The 18,416-nt window shown below is 64.9% G+C and carries 15 protein-coding genes and 1 riboswitch; of the genes, 4 read left to right on the forward strand and 11 right to left on the reverse strand.

The annotated features are described in order from the left end of the window. Positions 1-10: 10 nt before the first annotated feature. Positions 11-1,000: a sugar-binding transcriptional regulator gene (locus CXR03_RS04670; RefSeq protein ID WP_104102247.1), complete on the reverse strand. Its 990-nt coding sequence runs from the start codon at positions 998-1,000 to the stop codon at positions 11-13. A gap of 69 nt (positions 1,001-1,069) precedes the next feature. Between CXR03_RS04670 and CXR03_RS04675 the strand changes: the two genes are divergently transcribed. Genes CXR03_RS04675 through CXR03_RS04685 form a run of 3 tightly spaced genes read left to right on the forward strand, consistent with a single transcriptional unit; the run spans position 1,070 to position 4,289 of the window. Then, positions 1,070-2,452, forward strand: coding sequence for a sugar ABC transporter substrate-binding protein (locus CXR03_RS04675; RefSeq protein WP_104102248.1), 1,383 nt, complete (start codon positions 1,070-1,072; stop codon positions 2,450-2,452). Continuing rightward, positions 2,449-3,393 (forward strand): carbohydrate ABC transporter permease, encoded by a 945-nt coding sequence (locus CXR03_RS04680; protein WP_104102249.1) that lies wholly within the window; start codon positions 2,449-2,451, stop codon positions 3,391-3,393. The genes CXR03_RS04675 and CXR03_RS04680 overlap by 4 nt, the downstream gene beginning before the upstream one ends. Before the next feature lie 2 nt (positions 3,394-3,395). Beyond that, complete coding sequence (locus CXR03_RS04685; protein ID WP_181034487.1) at positions 3,396-4,289, forward strand: carbohydrate ABC transporter permease; 894 nt, start codon at positions 3,396-3,398, stop codon at positions 4,287-4,289. 10 nt (positions 4,290-4,299) lie between these two features. On the opposite strand, the gene CXR03_RS04690 is transcribed toward CXR03_RS04685, so the two are convergent. From CXR03_RS04690 to gcvP, 7 genes are all read right to left on the reverse strand, one after another. After that, entirely contained in the window at positions 4,300-5,874 is a 1,575-nt protein-coding gene (locus CXR03_RS04690) for a sodium:alanine symporter family protein (RefSeq protein ID WP_104102251.1), read from the reverse strand. 137 nt (positions 5,875-6,011) lie between these two features. Beyond that, on the reverse strand, positions 6,012-6,434 hold the full coding sequence (locus CXR03_RS04695; RefSeq protein ID WP_104102252.1) for a ChaB family protein: 423 nt from the start codon (positions 6,432-6,434) through the stop codon (positions 6,012-6,014). 43 nt (positions 6,435-6,477) lie between these two features. Further along, entirely contained in the window at positions 6,478-7,893 is a 1,416-nt protein-coding gene (locus CXR03_RS04700; protein ID WP_104102254.1) for an L-serine ammonia-lyase, read from the reverse strand. A 9-nt stretch (positions 7,894-7,902) separates the two neighbouring features. After that, the gene (glyA, locus tag CXR03_RS04705) at positions 7,903-9,204 is read right to left on the reverse strand and encodes a serine hydroxymethyltransferase (protein WP_104102255.1); all 1,302 of its coding nucleotides are present in this window, start codon (positions 9,202-9,204) and stop codon (positions 7,903-7,905) included. Further along, positions 9,201-9,578, reverse strand: coding sequence for a glycine cleavage system protein GcvH (gene gcvH, locus CXR03_RS04710; RefSeq protein ID WP_104053329.1), 378 nt, complete (start codon positions 9,576-9,578; stop codon positions 9,201-9,203). The genes glyA and gcvH overlap by 4 nt, the downstream gene beginning before the upstream one ends. A gap of 99 nt (positions 9,579-9,677) precedes the next feature. Further along, positions 9,678-10,799: a glycine cleavage system aminomethyltransferase GcvT gene (gene gcvT / locus CXR03_RS04715; RefSeq protein WP_104102257.1), complete on the reverse strand. Its 1,122-nt coding sequence runs from the start codon at positions 10,797-10,799 to the stop codon at positions 9,678-9,680. Positions 10,800-10,818: 19 nt separating this feature from the next. Then, positions 10,819-13,725: an aminomethyl-transferring glycine dehydrogenase gene (gene gcvP, locus CXR03_RS04720; RefSeq protein WP_104102259.1), complete on the reverse strand. Its 2,907-nt coding sequence runs from the start codon at positions 13,723-13,725 to the stop codon at positions 10,819-10,821. A gap of 150 nt (positions 13,726-13,875) precedes the next feature. After that, positions 13,876-13,995, reverse strand: a riboswitch (glycine riboswitch). A gap of 279 nt (positions 13,996-14,274) precedes the next feature. Here gcvP and cycA point away from each other — a divergent pair. Next, the gene (gene cycA, locus CXR03_RS04725) at positions 14,275-15,771 is read left to right on the forward strand and encodes a D-serine/D-alanine/glycine transporter (protein ID WP_104102260.1); all 1,497 of its coding nucleotides are present in this window, start codon (positions 14,275-14,277) and stop codon (positions 15,769-15,771) included. Between the two features lie 102 nt (positions 15,772-15,873). Here the strand turns inward: cycA and CXR03_RS04730 are convergent, their stop codons facing one another. The 3 genes from CXR03_RS04730 to CXR03_RS04740 all read right to left on the reverse strand — a co-directional run bounded on the left by CXR03_RS04730 (position 15,874) and on the right by CXR03_RS04740 (position 18,404). After that, complete coding sequence (locus tag CXR03_RS04730) at positions 15,874-16,389, reverse strand: DUF805 domain-containing protein (protein WP_258073488.1); 516 nt, start codon at positions 16,387-16,389, stop codon at positions 15,874-15,876. Positions 16,390-16,484: 95 nt separating this feature from the next. Next, the gene (locus CXR03_RS04735; protein ID WP_104102264.1) at positions 16,485-17,831 is read right to left on the reverse strand and encodes an MFS transporter; all 1,347 of its coding nucleotides are present in this window, start codon (positions 17,829-17,831) and stop codon (positions 16,485-16,487) included. Between the two features lie 111 nt (positions 17,832-17,942). Further along, positions 17,943-18,404 (reverse strand): VOC family protein, encoded by a 462-nt coding sequence (locus CXR03_RS04740; RefSeq protein ID WP_104102265.1) that lies wholly within the window; start codon positions 18,402-18,404, stop codon positions 17,943-17,945. Positions 18,405-18,416 lie beyond the last annotated feature (12 nt).

Here is an 18,416-nt window from a genome sequence, read left to right on the forward strand (position 1 = left end):
ATACCGCTTGTCAGGCGGGGGCACCGCCGGACAGCGCCGCGGCGAGCTCTTCATCCACCAGCAGGGTGGTGACGAACCCCGCGGCCAGTACCGCACGCACCGCCTCAACGCGGGCGGCACCCCGGGCCACGGCCACCACCCGGGGCGTGTGCTGCAGCTGGGCTATGGTCACGGCCAGCACGCGTTCATCCAGCTCCGAGACCACCGGGTGCCCGGACGCGTCCAGCAGCCGGCCCGAGCATTCGGCAACCGCCCCGGCCCGGGCCGCCTCCAGGCGCAGGCGGTTATCCACCCGGTCCCACACGGTGGACAGCCCGGGCTGCCAGGCGCCCACGGCAACGATTGCGGCATCCAGGGTGTTGGCCTGCGCGAGGGTCTCGCCAATCTCGGGCTGCCGGCGAAGGCTCTGCGCGGTCGCGGCGTTTTCCACCACCAGCGGCGCCCAAAGCGGCCAGGTTTCCACGCCGTCCAGCCGGCCCAGAGATTGAATAAGTTCCAGCGAATTGCCGCTGCCGGGAACCGGCAGTGCACCTGCCAGCTGGACAATTTCGCAGGGCGGCAGGTCCGTCACATATCCGGCCGCGAGGTCCAGGGTCCGGGACCATGACACTCCCAGGGTGGCGCCGTCGAACGCCGCCGCCATCAACTCCTCGGCCGCACTTCTGGCCATGGCCTCCCGGGTGCTGCGGTCATCAGCGCCCGTCGGCGAGATGCGGACGCGTTCCACGCCGAGCTCAACCGCCAGCTGCTGCGGATCCAGGCCCGCGACGGAGGCGGGGAAACGGATGTCAATGCGCACAATGCCCAGCGCGCGTGCTTCTTCCAGATAACGGGCGACCTGAAATCGGGAAATGCCGAACCGGCGGGCAATATCAACCTTCGAATGGTTGTGAAGGTAATAGTCGCGGCCAATCCTGGCCAGCAATTCCTCATGGGACGCATCTGTACCGGTAATGATTCGACCCCGCCTGTCTTCGAAAGATCGCAACCTATTGCTCATTCGAGTCTATCTGTTTAGAGTTCCCTCCAAATGAGCAGAAAGCAATTCTCAGATGAGCAAAGGTGACGCATGAGAGCAGAACGCAGCACGCTCGGTGGCCGCAGGCGGAGTTCCGGAAGGAGCACGGCAGCGGGCGCTGCGGCCCTGGCGCTCATCCTGGCAGGATGCGGCAGCGACTCCGCCGACGGCCCCGAGGAGATTGTGGTGGCCATCGTGTCCAACCCGCAGATGACTGACGCCATCTCCCTCGAGGACGAATTCCGGGCCCAGTATCCGGATGTGGACCCCCAATTTGTCTCCCTCCCGGAAAACGAGGCCCGTGCCAAGATCACGGCGTCGGTGGCCACCGGCGGCGGGGAGTTCGACGTCGTCATGATTTCCAACTATGAGACGCCCATGTGGGCGGAGAATGGCTGGATTACCAATCTGCAGGAGTATGCAGATAACACTCCCGGCTACGACCCGGACGATTTCATTCCGAATATCCGCGAGTCCCTCAGCTACGAAGGCGACATGTACTCCGTGCCCTTCTACGGGGAATCCTCTTTTCTCGCCTACCGTGAGGATCTGTTCGAGGAAGCCGGCCTGGTCATGCCGCCCAACCCCACCTGGGCGGACATCAGCGCGTTCGCTGAGCGGCTCCATGACCCGGACAACGGCTTTTCCGGCATTTGCCTGCGCGGGCTGGCCGGCTGGGGCGAGGTCATGGCACCCCTGACCACCATGATGAACACCTACGGCGGAGGCTGGTTCGACCAGGACTGGAACGCCACCCTGGATTCACCCGAGGTGGAGGCCGCCGTTACCGACTACGTGAATCTGGTCCGTAACTCGGGACAGCCGGGTGCGGCCACCTCCGGCTTTGGTGATTGCCTGACCCAGTACAGCCAGGGCAACGCGGCAATGTGGTACGACGCCACCTCCATGGTCTCCACCGTGGAAGACCCTGCCTCGTCCCTGGTGGTGGGAAAGACCGGATACGCCCAGGCCCCCGTGCAGGAAACCGACTCCTCGGGCTGGTTGTACAGCTGGTCCCTGGCCATTCCCGCCACCAGCGAAAAGAAGGATGCTGCCTGGGACTTTGTTTCCTGGATGACCAACAAGGACTACATCCAGCTGGTGGGGGACAAGATCAGCTGGGAGCGCGTCCCGCCCGGCAGCCGACTGTCGACTTATGAGATTCCCGAATTCGCAGACGTCGCCCAGGCCTATGCGGAGCCCACGCTGACGGCCATGGCCGGGGCCTCGCAGGAGACCAGCATGACCGGTTCAGTGCCGTATCCGGGACTGCAGTTTGTGGGCATCCCGGAGTTCCAGGACCTCGGCACCCGTGTTGCCCAACAGATCTCCGCCGCAATCGCCGGACAGAAAACAGTGCCCGAAGCCCTTGAACAATCACAGCGCTATGCCGAAACCGTTGCGGAAAGCTACCAGTCAGGAGAGAACAAATGAGCGCCCTGGTAGACAAGCACCACGCCAAAGTCCGGAGGGAGGCTGAGCAGCGCCAGGCCCGCGGCATGTCCAGGGCCGAAGGGTGGCGGCGCCGCAGCCCGCTCCTGCCTGCGCTGATCTTCACGCTGGTGGTGACGCAGGTTCCGTTCCTCTTCACCATTTGGTACTCGCTGCAGAACTGGAACCTGCTCAATCCCGAGGGTGACCGCTTTGTGGGGCTCTCCAACTACATCGAAATCTTCGCAGACTCCACGTTCCGCCAGGCCGCGTTGAATTCCGTGATCTTCACCCTGGGCTGCGTGTTCTTCGCGATGCTTCTGGGCATTGTGTTCGCCATCCTCCTGGACCGCTCCTTTGCCGGCCGCGGGGTGGTCCGGACCCTTCTGATCACCCCCTTCCTGATCATGCCGGTGGCCGGCTCCCTGCTGTGGTCCGTATCCATCCTGAACCCCAGCTATGGACTGCTGAACTGGCTGATCGGACTGGTGGGGATCTCCCCGGTGGACTGGACCTCAGCGCATCCGATCGCTTCCATCCTCATGTCCCTGGTCTGGCAATGGACACCGTTCATGATGCTGCTGGTCCTTGCCGGTCTTCAGTCACAGCCCAAGGACGTGCTGGAAGCGGCGCAGGTTGACGGTGCCGGGTGGTGGCGGACGTTCATTTCGGTCACCCTTCCGCAGCTGCGCCGGTACATCGAGCTGGGTGTCCTGCTCGGGGCCATCTACGTGGTGAACACCTTTGACCAGATCTATCTGATGACCGCCGGCGGTCCCGGGACCGCCAGTGCCAACCTCCCGTTCTACATCTACCAACGGGCGTTCCTGGGCTTCGATATCGGCCAGGCGGCTGCCATGGGCGTGGTGGTGGTCATTGCGACCATTGTCATTGCCACCTTTGCCCTCCGCCTGATCTTCCGCAGCTTCGACGTAAAGGATTAGCCGTGAGCACACAAACCGAACCGGCTCCGCCCCAAGGCGCCCCTTCCACCTCCGGCTCCTCCCCCGCACGGCAGCGGAAGGGCAAACCCCGTACGGGAGCTTCCCTTCTGACCGCGCTGACCTGGATCCTGGCGATCGGCTTTTTCTCACCCGTGCTGTGGATGGTCCTGACCTCTTTCAAACAGGAATCAGCCGCCGCATCCAATCCGCCCACCTTCTTCTTTGCGCCCACGCTGGATCAGTACCGCGCAGTGCTCGACGCCGGGGCCGGCAGCTACTTCGTCAACTCCATGATCGCCACGGGCGTTTCCACCCTGCTGGTGGTGATCATGGCGGTTCCGGCGTCCTATGCGCTGAGCATCCGCCCGGTGAAGAAGACCTCCGACGTGCTGTTCTTCTTCATCTCCACCCGGATGCTCCCGGTGGTGGCGGTCATCATGCCGATTTATGTGATTGCCGGGCAGCTGAAGGTGCTGGACAACATCTGGACCCTGGTGGTCCTGTACACCTCCATGAACCTGCCGATTGCGGTGTGGATGATGCGCTCCTTCTTTCAGGAAGTACCTGCCGAAGTCCTCGAGGCCGCCCAAATGGACGGCGCCGGACTGATGAAGACCCTGTGGCGGGTGCTCATGCCGATGGTTGCGCCGGGACTGGCGGCCACCGCCCTGATCTGCGTGATCTTTGCGTGGAACGAGTTCTTCTTCGCCCTGAACCTCACGGCGGCCAAGTCCGCCACGGTGCCGGTCTTCCTGGTGTCCCAGATGACCAGCGAAGGCCTGTACCTGGCCCAGCTCTCCGCCGCCTCTGTCCTTGCCTCACTGCCGGTGGTGATTGCCGGCTGGGTGGCCCAGAAGCAGCTGGTGCGCGGGTTGTCTATGGGTGCCGTGAAGTAGGAGGAACCGCTCAGGCGTTGGCAGCGGCTTCTTTGATGTCATCCTCCTCGATGCCCAGCATTTCCAGCTTTCCGCTCTTGCGGTCCGCCAGGTATTGCTTCATTTCCCGCTTGATGACCGGAAGCAGGAGGTAGACGCCCAGCAGGTTCACAAAGGCGCAGACAAACAGTGCTGCGTCGGTGAATTCGATGACCTGGCTGAAGGACAGCACGCAGCCGGCAACGGTGAAGGTCAGGAAGATGACCTTGTACGTGATTTCCCGGCGGCGGCCGCGGCCGAAGAGGTATTCCCAGGCCTTCAGCCCGTAGTAGGACCAGGTGATGAGGGTGGAGTAGGCAAAGAGCGCGACGGCGATGGACAGCACAACGGGGAACCACGGCAGGACGGTGGCAAAGGCATCCGAGGTGAGGATCACGCCGTCGGGCGGGCCTTCTCCGCCCTGGACCTGGTCGATGCCGGCCTGCAGGCTGGGGGTGCCGGCCATAATGATCGCGAGGGCGGTCATGGTGCAGATGAGGACGGTGTCCACGAGCGGTTCGAAGAGCGCCACAAAGCCTTCACTGACCGGCCGGCGGGTCTTGACCGCCGAATGGGCGATGGCAGCGGATCCCACGCCGGCCTCGTTGGAGAAGGAGGCACGCTGGAAGCCAACAATCATGACCCCGATGATGCCGCCGGCGAAACCTTCGGGCTTGAAGGCACCGTCAATGATGGCGCCGAAGGCGGCCGGCACATTCTCGATGTTCACGGCAATGACCGCGAGGCAGGCCAGGATGTAGATGCCGCCCATGGCCGGCACGAGCTTGGAGGTGGTGGCGCCGATCGACTTGATGCCGCCAAGAATGACCACGGCCACCGCGACGGCCAGGATCAGCCCGAACACCACGGCTGCTCCGGCGCTGCCGAGGATCCCGTCATCGCCGCCGGTGACGTTCTGGACCTGCGCGAAGGTCTGGTTGGCTTGGAACATGTTGCCGCCGGCCACGCCAAAGAGCAGGATGGCGACGGCGAAGGTGCCGGTCAGGATTTTGGCGGGCCACCGGCCGAAGCGTTTGAACGCCACCGGAAGGTACTTGAACGGGCCGCCGCTGATGGACCCGTCTTCATGGACTTCGCGGTATTTCACTCCGAGGGTGCATTCGGCGAACTTCGTGGCCATACCCAGGAGCCCGGCGATGATCATCCAGAAGGTTGCTCCGGGACCGCCAAGGGCCATGGCGGCTCCGACGCCGGCGATGTTCCCCAGGCCTACGGTGCCGGAGAGCGCGGAGGTCAGGGCCTGGAAGTGCGGCACTTCGCCCGGGTCGTCCTTGGAGGAGAATTTTCCCCGGATGACCTGGGTTCCAACCCGCAGTCCGCGGAACTGGATGAAACCGAAATAAACGGTGATGACAATGCCGGCAATAATCAGCCAGGCGACAACCGCAGGGAAACTGAAATCGCCAACGGTGACGGGAAAGAACACGATGGCGGAGAAAATCTCTGTGATCGGCTCGAAGAACGAGTTGATGCCCGCGTCAACCGAGCCGAGCCACCCTACTTCCTCGGAAGCGGGTGCCATCTGCACAGATCGGGGTGCGTTCATCGTTCGAACCTCGGTTTCAGTAAGCCAGCTGTCGAATGCGTGGACCCAGCTTTGCTTACAACCGCAGTGTTAGACAAATCACAAATCGGGATATAAGTTAACCCGCTAATGCCTCACAAAAGCCTGCAGGGCAGGGTTCAGCTCTCGCGTGATTTCCGGGTCGCAGCGGCATTGGCCTTCTGGAGTGCCTCCACCAGCTCATCTTTTGTCATCTTTGAGCGGCCGGAAATATCGAGCTTGGAGGCCAGGTCATACAGGTGCTTTTTGGAGGCATTTGCGTCCACGCCGCCGGCGGTTTTCTTGGCGGAATTCCGTCCTTCGGCAGCCTTGGCATCGGAGGGACCGTTCTTTTCCTTTTCTTCCCAGTGGTCCCCCACCTTTTCGTGGGTGTGCTTGAGCGATGCATACGCCGTGCGCGCAGCGCGCTCCTCATCGCCGTATTCCTCCATGGCCGAGTCGTACGTCTTCGCGAAGGTGTCCTGCGCCTTGGAATCGGAGCGCTGCAAAGTTGAAGGCAGCTCGTCCTTGATGGGCGCTCCGTTTTTGGCCGTCTTGGGCATGGCCTGTCCTCTCCGAGCGGGAAACCTCAGAAGGTCCTGAGGATCAACACTCCACCACGTTCACGGCCAGGCCGCCAAGGGCGGTTTCCTTGTATTTGGAACTCATGTCGCGGCCCGTTTCCCGCATCGTGACGATGACTTCATCGAGGGAAACGCGGTGGTCGCCGTCGCCCCAGAGCGCCATTTTCGCCGCGTTCACGGCCTTGGCGGCGCCGATGGCGTTGCGCTCGATGCAGGGCACCTGCACGAGTCCGCCAATGGGATCACAGGTCAGGCCCAAGTTGTGTTCCATGGCAATTTCAGCGGCGTTTTCCACCTGTTCGGGGGTGCCGCCGAGGATTTCGGCCAGCCCGGCGGCGGCCATGGACGACGCCGATCCCACCTCGCCCTGGCAGCCCACCTCCGCGCCGGAGATGGAGGCCTGCTCCTTGTAGAGGACGCCCACGGCACCGGCGGCGAGCAGGAACCGCACGACGACGTCGTCCTTCTGTTCCTGTGTGGCGTTTTCCATACCGGGACCATAGTGGGTGGCATAGAACATGACGGCGGGGATGATGCCGGCCGCGCCGTTGGTGGGAGCGGTGACCACCCGTCCGCCGGAGGCGTTTTCCTCGTTGACGGCCAGCGCCACCAGGTTCACCCATTCCTGCCAGAACTTGGGATCCCGGTTCGGATCCTCGGCGCGCAGCCGGGTGTGCCAGGCCGGTGCACGACGGCGGACCTTCAGTCCGCCGGGCAGCAGGCCGGTGCGGGCGATGGCGGAGTTTTTGCACTCCTCCATCACGTCGCGGATGTGCAGCAGACCGGAGCGGATCTCTTCCTCGGTCCGGGACGCTTTTTCGTTGGCGAGCATGACTTCTGAGATGCTCAGCCCGTTATTGGTGCAGTGTTCCAGCAGGCCGACGGCGGTGCGGAAGGGGAACGGCAGCTGCGCCTTGGTGGACTCCAGCTCCTCGCGGGCAGCGTCTTCTTCACCCTCGCGCACAATGAAGCCGCCGCCTACGGAGAAGAACGTTGCCGCGTGCAGCACCGACCCGTCCGCAGCACTGGCGGCGAACTTCATGCCGTTGGTGTGGCGGGGCAGGACGGTGAGCGGATGCAGGACTATGTCCGCTTCCCCGTATTCCAGCACGCAGGCATCGGCGCCGGGGACCTGGGAGCACAGCTGCAGTTTGCGGGTCGATTCAATGGCCGCGAGGCGTTCCTCTACCTCTTCGGGCAGGATTTTTTCCGGCGCGAAGCCTTCCAGCCCCAGCAGCACCGCAGTCATGGTGCCGTGGCCGCGGCCGGTCGCCGCGAGTGACCCGTACAGGTCAACGCGGAGACCGGCCACAGAGTCCAGGATGCCGGCGTCCACCAGTTCCGCCGCGAAAACGGCAGCGGCACGCATCGGGCCCACGGTATGTGAGCTCGACGGGCCGATGCCCACGGAGAACAGGTCAAAAACGCCAACAGCCATCAGGATTCCTTAGACGTGCGCAGGTGAGGAGGCCAGGTCGGCCACCTCGGTGTAGAGCGGATGCGCCTCGGCCAGCGCGGTGACGCGTGCCTTCAGCTCCGAGAGGTCATCGTCCGCACCGGCAACCAGAGCCAGCGCAATGATGTCGGCGACTTCACGGAACGCGTCTTCATCAAATCCGCGGGTGGCCAGGGCCGGGGTGCCGATCCGCAGGCCCGAAGTCACCATCGGCGGCCGCGGGTCGAACGGAACAGCATTGCGGTTCACCGTGATGTCGATCTGCGCCAACCGGTCTTCAGCTTCCTGCCCGTTGAGCTCGGCATTGCGCAGGTCCACCAGCACCAGGTGCACGTCGGTGCCGCCGGAGACCACGGAGATGCCCTTGGCAGCGACGTCGTCGGCCAGCAGCCGCTCCGCGAGGAGGCGGGCACCGGCCAGGGTGCGCTCCTGGCGTTCCTTGAACTCCGGGGTGCCGGCGATCTTCAGTGCGGTGGCCTTGCCGGCGATCACGTGCTCCAGCGGTCCGCCCTGCTGTCCGGGGAACACTGCCGAGTTGATCTTCTTGGCGATGTCGGCGTCGTTGGAGAGGATGATGCCGCCGCGCGGACCGGCGAGGGTCTTGTGCGTGGTGGAGGTGACCACGTGCGCGTGGGGTACCGGGCTGGGATGCAGTCCGGCGGCCACCAGGCCGGCGAAGTGGGCCATGTCTACCATCAGGAAAGCACCCACCTCATCGGCGATGCGGCGGAATTCGGCGAAGTCCAGCTGGCGGGCGTACGCGGACCAGCCGGCCACGATCAGCTTGGGCTGGTGCTCGCGGGCCAGGCGCTCCACCTCGGCCATGTCCACCTGGTGGGTGTCTTCGGCAACGTTGTACGGCACCACGTTGTACAGGCGGCCGGAGAAGTTGATCTTCATGCCGTGCGTGAGGTGGCCGCCGTGCGCCAGGGACAGGCCCAGGATGGTGTCGCCCGGACGGATCAGGGCATGCATCACCGAGGCGTTGGCCTGGGCGCCGGAGTGCGGCTGCACGTTGGCGAAGCCGGCGCCGAAGAGGTCCTTGGCGCGGTCGATGGCCAGCTGCTCAATGACGTCCACGTATTCGCAGCCGCCGTAGTAGCGGCGTCCCGGGTAGCCCTCGGCGTACTTGTTGGTCAGGACGGAGCCCTGGGCTTCCATGATGGCCACGGAGGTGTGGTTTTCCGAGGCGATCATTTCCAGGCCGGACTGCTGGCGGCGGCGCTCGTTGTCGATCTGCTCCGCCACCTCCGGATCAATCTGCGCGAGGTGCGAGTTCAGGTAATCGGTCACAGCTCGCCGCCGTTCTTTTCCGCGTACTCCTCGGCGCTGAGCAGTTCACCCTCGGACGTGGTGTTGACCGTGAAGAGCCAGCCGGCACCGTACGGGTCCTCGTTCAGGAGTGCCGGGTTGTCGATGGCTTCCTGGTTGATCTCCACGATTTCGCCGGAAACCGGTGCATACAGGTCGGACACGGACTTGGTGGACTCGACCTCGCCGCACGTTTCGCCGGCGGTGATCACGGTGCCGACCTCGGGCAGGTCAACGTACACCACGTCGCCCAGGGCGTCGGCGGCGACGGCGGAAATGCCAACCTTCACGGGGCTGGAACCGTCCACCCACTCGTGCTCTGCCGAATAACGGAGTCCTGCGTTCACTTTGCTCATGGGGTTGCCTTTCGGTGCATCTGAAGTCCTGCGGGTTAGTTCAAAGTCTAGGTCGGCACTGCGGCAGCACGGCATTCCGCCGTGCTGCCGGCGGGGAGGTTACTGTCCGCGCTTGTAGAACGGCAGCCCGACGACGGTGAACGGCTCGGGCTTGCCGCGAAGATCCACCTGCACTTCGGTGCCGGGCTCCGCGAAGGCGGTATCCACATAGGCCAGGGCAATCGGATAGCCCAGGGTGGGGCTGGGCGCACCGGAGGTGACTTCACCGATCACTGCACCGTCGGAAAGAACCGGGTAGTGCGAGCGGCCGGCGCGGCGGCCGGATCCTTTCAGGCCCACGAGGCGGCGGGCCGGAGCCTGCTGCTTCTTGGTTTGCAGCGCGGCGCGGCCCACAAAGTCCCCCTCCTTGGAGAGGGCGACGACGGGACCCAGGCCTGCGGCGTAGGGATCCAGGTCCAGGGAGAGTTCATTGCCATACAGCGGCATGCCGGCCTCCAGGCGCAGCGAGTCACGGCAGGCCAGACCGGCGGGGATCAGGCCCCGGTCCGCTCCGGCGTCGAGCAGTGCAGCCCAGAGGATGGGGGCGGCGTCGTTGGGCACGTAGATCTCAAAGCCGTCCTCGCCCGTGTACCCGGTGCGGGCCACCAGCAGTTCCGCGCTCCAGGCGCCCAGCGCCATCGGCACCTTGGCCGCGGCGTAGTACTTCATCCCCGTCACCGCGTCCCGGTGCTCGGCGGGAACCAGGGCCAGCAGGATGGCCTCGGCGTTGGGCCCCTGCACGGCCACCAGGGACGTGTCGTCGGAGATGTTGTTGACGGTGACGTCAAAGCCCTCGGCCCGCGCCGCCAGTTCGACGGCGACCACCGGCGCGTTGCCGGCGTTGGGCACCACCAGGTAGGTCTCGTCGTCGAGCCGGTAGCTGATCAGGTCATCGATGATCCCGCCGTCGGCATTGGTGATCAGCGAGTACTTGGCCTTGCCCACCTTGACGGCGGACAGCTTGCCCACCAGTGCGTAATCCAGGAAGGCACCGGCGTCCGGGCCGGTGACCTTTATTTCGCCCATGTGGGAAAGATCGAACAGGCCCGCTGCTTTGCGGACGGCGTGGTGTTCGGCCAGCTCGGAGCTGTACTTCAGCGGCATCTGCCAGCCGCCAAAATCGGTGAAGGAGGCGCCGAGGCGTTTGTGCTCTTCGTAGAGCGCGGTGTATTTCTCAGTCATTGTTCTTAGCCTTTGCGCTCTAGTTTTCGAAATCTTCGATGGGCGGGCAGGAGCAGATGAGGTTCCGGTCCCCGGCTGCGCCGTCGATCCGTCCCACCGGCGGGAAGTACTTGTCCATCCGCTGGCTGCGCATCGGGAAGGCGGCCTGTTCCCGCGGGTAGGCGCGGTCCCACTCATTGCCGGCCACCACGACGGCGGTGTGCGGTGCGTTGCGCAGCGGGCTGCCCTCCAGGGTGAAGTCGCCGGCGGCGACCTGGTCGATTTCGGCGCGGATGGCGATCATGGCGTCGATGAAGCGGTCAATTTCGCCCAGGTCCTCGGACTCGGTGGGTTCCACCATCAGGGTGCCTGCCACCGGGAAGGACAGCGTGGGGGCGTGGAAACCGTAGTCCACCAGGCGCTTGGCCACGTCTTCGGCGGTGACTCCGGTCTTCGCGGTGAGTTCGCGCAGGTCCAGGATGCATTCGTGCGCCACGAGTCCGCCCTTGCCCGTGTAGAGAACCGGGAAGTAGTCGTTGAGCCGTGCGGCCACATAGTTGGCGGCCAGCAGGGCGCTCTTGGTGGCTTCGGTCAGGCCTTCCCCGCCCATGAGGTTGACGTAGGCCCAGGAGATGGGAAGCACTCCGGCGGAGCCGAAGCGCGAGGCGGAGACGGGGATGTCCTCGCCCTCGGTCCAGGTGGCGGCGTCGCCGGGCAGGAACGGTGCCAGGTGGGACTTCACGGCCACCGGGCCGACGCCGGGACCGCCGCCGCCGTGCGGGATGCAGAAGGTCTTGTGGAGGTTCAGGTGGGAGACGTCGCCGCCGAATTCGCCCGGCTGGGCCAGCCCCACCAGGGCGTTGAGGTTGGCGCCGTCAATGTAGACCTGGCCGCCGGCTTCGTGGACGGCGTCGCAGACGTCGCGGACGTCGTCGTCGAACACGCCATGGGTGGAGGGGTAGGTGATCATGATGGCGGCGAGGTTGTCGCGGTGCGCATCGATCTTGGCGCGCAGGTCGGCGTGGTCAATGGCGCCGTCGCCGGCGGTGGCAACCACCACCACCTTCATCCCGGCAAGGACGGCGGAGGCGGCGTTGGTGCCGTGCGCGGACGCGGGGATGAGGCAGACGGTGCGCTGGTTCTCGCCGCGGGAGTGGTGGTAGCCGCGGATGGCCAGCAGGCCGGCCAGCTCACCCTGTGACCCGGCGTTGGGCTGGATGGACACCCGGTCGTAGCCGGTAATGACCGCGAGCTTCTCTTCGAGATCCGCGATCAGTTCACGCCAGCCCTCGGTCTGGGAATCCGGGGCGAACGGGTGGATGGAGGCGAACTCGGGCCAGGTCATGGCCTGCATTTCGGCCGTGGCGTTGAGCTTCATGGTGCAGGAGCCCAGCGGAATCATGGTGCGGTCCAGGGCCAGGTCACGGTCCGAGAGGCGGCGCAGGTAGCGCAGCATCTGCGTTTCGGAGCGGTAGGAGGAGAACACCGGGTGGGTCATGAACTCCGAGGTGCGCCGGATATCCTCCGGCAGTTCGAAGCCTTCCGGCTCGGCGGCTGAGTCCAGGGAGGCGCCAAAGGCGGCGGCAACCTCGGCAAGGACGGACGGCGTCGTCGTCTCATCGCAGGAGATTCCCACGGTGTCCGCATCAATGGAGCGCAGGTTGATGCCGCGGGCTTCGGCTGCCGCAATGATCTCGGCGGCGCGGCCCGGGACGCGGGCGGTGACGGTGTCGAAGAAGCTCGTGTACAGCAGTTCGATCCCGGCGTCCTGCAGTGCAGCGGCCAGGGTGCGGGCGGAGTTGTTGGCGCGGCGGGCAATGCGCTTCAGGCCCTCGGGGCCGTGGTACACGGCGTACATGGAGGCCACGATGGCCAGCAGCGCCTGCGCGGTGCAGATGTTGGAGGTGGCCTTCTCGCGGCGGATGTGCTGCTCGCGGGTCTGCAGGGCCAGCCGGTACGCGGGGGTGCCGGCGGAATCCTTGGAGACACCCACCAGGCGGCCGGGCAGGGACCGTTCCAGGCCCTTGCGGACGGCCATGTAGGCGGCGTGCGGGCCGCCGAAGAACAGCGGAACGCCGAAGCGCTGCACGGAGCCAACAGCAATGTCGGCGCCCTGCTCGCCGGGAGGCGTGATGAGGGTCAGGGCCAGCAGGTCCGCGGCTACCGTGACGAGCGCGCCGCGTTCCTTGGCTTCGGCAATCAGGGCTTCCTGGTTCCGGACTACCCCGGAAACGCCCGGCTGCTGCAGGACAAGGCCGGTGATTTCGCCGTCGGGCAGTCCGTTGGCCAGATCCGCCACGATCACGTCGAAGCCCAGGGCCTTGGCCCGGCCCTTCACCACGGCAATGGTCTGCGGCAGGGTTTCAGAGTCCAGGACGATCGCGCCATTCGCTTTGGACTTGTTGGACCGGCGCATCAGCAGCACGGCCTCCGCCACTGCGGTGGCTTCATCCAGCAGGGAGGCGTTCGCGATGGGCAGGGCGGTCAGGTCCTGGACCATGGTCTGGAAGTTCAGCAGGGCTTCGAGCCGGCCCTGGGAAATCTCCGGCTGGTAGGGCGTGTAGGCGGTGTACCAGGCGGGGTCCTCGACGACATTGCGCAGGATCACCGGCGGGGTGTGGGTTCCGTAGTAGCCCTGGCCGATCATCTGCACGGCGGTCTTGTTCTTGCCGGCGATGGCGCGCAGCTGGGCGAGGGTTTCCTCTTCGGAGCGGGCGGGATCGAGAACCAGCGGGCTGCCCTGCCGGATGGCGGCGGGAACGGCCATGTCCGCCAGAGCGTCCAGGGAGTCATATCCCACGGCCTTGAGCATCGCTGCGGCGGAGCCGGCGCGGGCACCAATGTGGCGGTCAACAAAACCCTCGGCGAGCGGCGCGGCTGCCGCGGAACCAAGGGAGTTCGCGGCGGACGTGGCGGGGGTTTCGGCGGTGGACAGATCAGCAGTCATTCAGGGCTCCTGGAAGGCAGACGGGGTACGCCAACAAACGTTGGGTCCTCCCCGCTCTGTATTGGACCTGAGAGATTCCGCGGGGGTGGGCCCGCTTGCACCGTCGGTGAGTGCCGCACGCATTGTACGGAAACTGCTTTCCAGAGTTGCCTCGCTGTGGCGGTACAGGGGCCTGAGAGATTCCCGGGGAGGGTTTGCTCCTACGGCGCCCGCCGGTGCTCGCCTCCCCATAGGGAGACTGCATTCGCGGGACTCTCCCGCCACGGCTGATAAAGGCATATTCACTTGTGTATATCCACCTGTGACCCTACCCTCCCGGAGGTGCCTCATCAAGAGAATGACGGCCGCCGGGTCCTCTTTGACGTTCGTGTGCGGCGTCACGGCGTCCTTTGACCGGGCGGAGACGCCAAATTGACATCGCCCGCCCGTGACTTCCACACTTGAATGTCGGCGGTGGCGCCAACATCTTTCTTACGGCCTGGGTACGAGCCTTCCGTGCGCGTGGCGGCGTCACGCGCGCCGGCGGGTGCCTAAATAAGAAAGATCCCCATGTCTGACCGCCTGACCCGCCCCACCCCCGCGGAGACTTCTCCCGGTGTAAAAAGCTCTTCCGAGCCGGAGCTCTCCCGCTCCCTCTCCAGCCGCCACATCCAGCTTCTGGCCATCGGCGGCGCCATTGGAACAGGCTTGTTCATGGGCTCCGGAAAAACCATTTCGGTGGCCGGACCGTCAGTGATCTTTGTCTACATGACCATCGGCTTCATGCTGTTCTTCGTCATGCGGGCCATGGGCGAACTGTTGCTTTCCAACCTCAACTACAAGTCCTTCACCGACTTCTCTGCTGATCTGCTGGGCCCCTGGGCCGGGTTCTTCACCGGCTGGACCTACTGGTTCTGCTGGGTGGTCACTGGAATAGCCGACGTTGTGGCCATTTCGCACTACGTCACCTTCTGGTGGTCGGACGCGCCGCTGTGGATTCCGGCCCTGGCCTGCATCCTGGTGCTACTGGCATTGAACCTTCCCACCGTGAAGGCCTTCGGCGAGACCGAATTCTGGTTTGCCCTGATCAAGATCCTGGCGATTGTCACCCTCATTGTGGTGGGCCTGGTCATGATTTTCACCCGTTTCGATTCCGGCGACGGCGACGTAGCGGGCTTCAACAACCTGTGGGAGCACGGCGGGATGTTCCCCACCGGCCCCATGGGCTTCGTGGCGGGTTTCCAGATTGCCGTCTTCGCGTTTGTGGGCATCGAGCTGGTGGGTACGGCAGCAGCCGAAACCAAGGATCCGGAAAAGAATCTTCCCCGGGCCATCAATTCCATTCCCCTGCGCATCATGCTCTTCTACGTAGGCGCCCTGGTGGTCCTGATTTCCGTGGTTCCCTGGGACGAGTTCAGTGCGGACGAAAGCCCGTTTGTGGGAATGTTCGCCCTGGCCGGGCTCGGAGCCGCGGCCGCCGTGGTGAACTTTGTGGTCCTGACTTCCGCCGCAAGCTCGGCGAATTCCGGGATATATTCCACCTCGCGCATGGTTTTCGGCCTGGCGCACGACGGCGACGCCCCCAAGGCGTTCGGCCGCCTGTCACGGCGCAAGGTGCCCCAGAACGCACTGTTCTTCTCCTGCACCTTCCTGCTGGCCGGCGTCGTTCTTTTGTACGCAGGGGAATCGGTCAGCGCGGCTTTCACCCTGGTCACCACCATCTCGGCGCTGTGCTTCATGTTTGTCTGGACGATCATCCTGCTCAGCTACCTGGTGTTCCGGAAGCGCCGTCCGCACCTGCATGAGGCATCGAAGTTCCGTATGCCCGGCGGCGTGGTGATGGTCTATGTGGTGCTGGCGTTCTTCGCCTTCATCCTCTGGGCCCTGACCACCCAGGCTGACACCCTGCAGGCACTGCTCGTGACGCCCATCTGGTTTGTCCTGCTGGGCGTTGTCTATGCGTTCCTGCGCCGCACTCCGCTGCATCAGGCTCGGGTGGCAGAGTACAAGGCCATGGCGGCTGCCGAGCGGGCCGCACTGACGGCCCACCCGGAAACGGCCAAGTAACCGGAACCGAAATCCTTATCCACCGCTTAAAGCAGTAACGCCGCTGCGCAGTGATGCGCAGCGGCGTTACTCCTGCCGGTCTACCCCCGGACTAAGCCTGGACTAGGCCTGGGGGTAAGGAACGTACTGCTGCTGCCGGGCACCGGCATCGAAGCGTGCACCCTCGGGATTGCTGGGCATCAGGGCGAACACCAGGAACGCGATTGAGCCCGCAAACGGAATGAGGCCAAGCAGAAGGAACCAGGCGCTGAAACCGCCGTCGTGCAGGCGGCGGACCAGCAGTGCCAGTCCCGGCACCAGGACCGCCAGCCCATACAGTGACAGCAGGGCATACGGAAGGATGTATGAACTGCCGGTCAGTTCATTGGTCCATGGGTCGATGCTGGCGACAAGGGCGCTGAACGCCCAGAAAGCCAGAAGACCGGTGATGACTCCGTTAAACAGCATCACCCACCAGTACTCGCTGCGGCTCGCCCGGCCGGAAAAGGTGGCGTACTTCTTAAAGAACCGCTGAAGAGCCTGCCCGAAGCTTGCGCCGGGGAGCGGCTGTGCCAGCCCTCCGGAGCTCGCAGGATTCGGGTAGGCGTGTTGCGGATGTTGGGCATACTGATTAGACATTGGTCCCCCCATGGGTCGAATAAAGACCTAAGCCTACTTCCTTCTCCGCCGCTGCTCGTGCAGAGCCGCGTCGGAGGGTGGTCCCGCGGAACCGGTCAGGCTTCAACCTGCTGCTGGTCCTCAATCCGTGCGTTCCGAAACCGTGACAACGCGAGCAGGAGACCGGCCAGCAGCAGGGTGCCGGCTGAAAACCACAGTGCAGGGCCGACGCCCCGGGTCGTAGCGAGATATCCGCCCACCGGGGCGCCGAGAACGATCATTCCCCGGTTCGCTGAACGCATGGTGGCACTCATCCGGGCCAGCAGCCGGTCCGGTGTGACGGCCTGGCGGTACCCCATTTCCAGCGGACCTTCTATGCCCATTCCCAGACCCAGCAGCAGTTGTCCGGAACACACCAGCACCATGGCTCCCGCTGCTGCCGGCCAGCTGCCGGGGCCCTGCAGTCCCGGATTGTCCTGGGCGCCAAGGGCAGCGGCTGCCAGCAGGGCAACGGCGAACGGCTGGAGCAGCCGGGCGCAGGTTACTGTGCGGCCGGTGCCCCACCGCTGCCCCAGGCGGGCGGACAGTAAGGTCCCGAGCACCGCTCCTCCCCCGGCGCAGGCCAGCACCAGGCCAAGTCCCGCAGCACCGGCTTGGAGGTTTTGCAGCACCAGGGCCGGCAGTACTGCGCCGAGGGCGGAGAAGCCCACAAACCACAGGTGGGTGCTCCAGGCCAGGGGCGCCAGCTGCGGATGCCGGTAGACCCAGCGCAGGCCTTCCCCGATCTTGTTCCGGAGCTTGTGCCGTTTCGGACCGGCTTCATCTGTGCTTTCAGCGGCCTGCTGGGAGGGTGCCGCAGCTGGGCGGCCCATGGTCAGGAGCACTGCTGCCGAGAAGAGGTAGGAAGCCGCGTCCAGAAGGAGGGCAAAAGGGGCCGAGAGAAGCGCCACCAGACCCCCTGCCACCGCGCCGCCTGCAGTTTGGGCCACGGTGTCGCTTTGCTGGAGCCGGGCATTGGCCCGAACCAGCAGCGGCCGGGGCACCAGCTGCGGAAGGTAGCTTTGGTAGGCTGCGTCGCCGGTGAGTGCCAGGGTGCCGAAGATAAACAGCAAGACCGCCAGCACCGGAACGGAAAGCATCCCCATAACTGCCACCGTGCAGATCACGGCCAGGATCAGGCCTCGGCCCAGGTCCGCACCAACCATCGCTGTCCGGCGCGGGAACCGGTCGATCCACACTCCGGCAAACAGCCCAAACACCAGGTACGGCGCCCACCGTGCCGCGTTGGCGATGCCCTGGTCCAGGGGCGTCCCGTCCATCGTGACGAGGATGAGGACGGACAGCGCCACCGTGGTGACGTAGGTGCCGAAGTCGGACACGGTGGATGCCAGCCAGAACCGGACAAAGGCCGGGCTGCGGCGGAGCTTGGCGTGCACGGAAGTCGATGCGGCGTTGATTTCCATGGCCCTCCCTCCTGCTCGATGGCACAGAGCCTAGCTGGAAGTGCTTGCGCAATCTCCCGGTGACCGGGGTGAACAGCAGGGTGCCTGCTGAAAAGGCAGGTGAGGATCCCGCTAAGCCGGCGCCTCGACGTCAATCACCCAGGTCACGCCGAAACGGTCCGTGAGCATCCCGAATCCCGGGCTCCATGCCGAGGCGGCGAGCGGCTCGATGATCTGCGCACCGTCAGCCAGTCCGCCCCAGAGCTTCTCCACTTCCTCCAGGGTTTGTCCGCGCAGGGACTGAAAAAAGGTGCGGTCGGTGATGGTGGTGCCGTTTTCACGGCGGGTGGTGCCGGCGGTCGCTTCGCCGTCCGCGCTGTCCGTGCCGGGGATGTCGTAGGCCATCAGGCGGAAACCGTCCGGGGTTGCGAGCTGACCGAACACGATCTTGTCCGCTCCCGGCACCTCTGGCGGCATGCCGAAGTCGCCGTAAGTGGCGGCGCTGATGCTGCCCCCGAAGACCGACCGGTAGAACTCCAGTGCCTGGGCTGCGGTTCCCCGGAAATTCAGATGGGTAGTGGTGGTGATGCTCATGGGATAGATCCT

This window comes from Arthrobacter sp. 08Y14 (assembly GCF_002929455.1).
GTDB lineage: Bacteria > Actinomycetota > Actinomycetes > Actinomycetales > Micrococcaceae > Arthrobacter_B > Arthrobacter_B sunyaminii.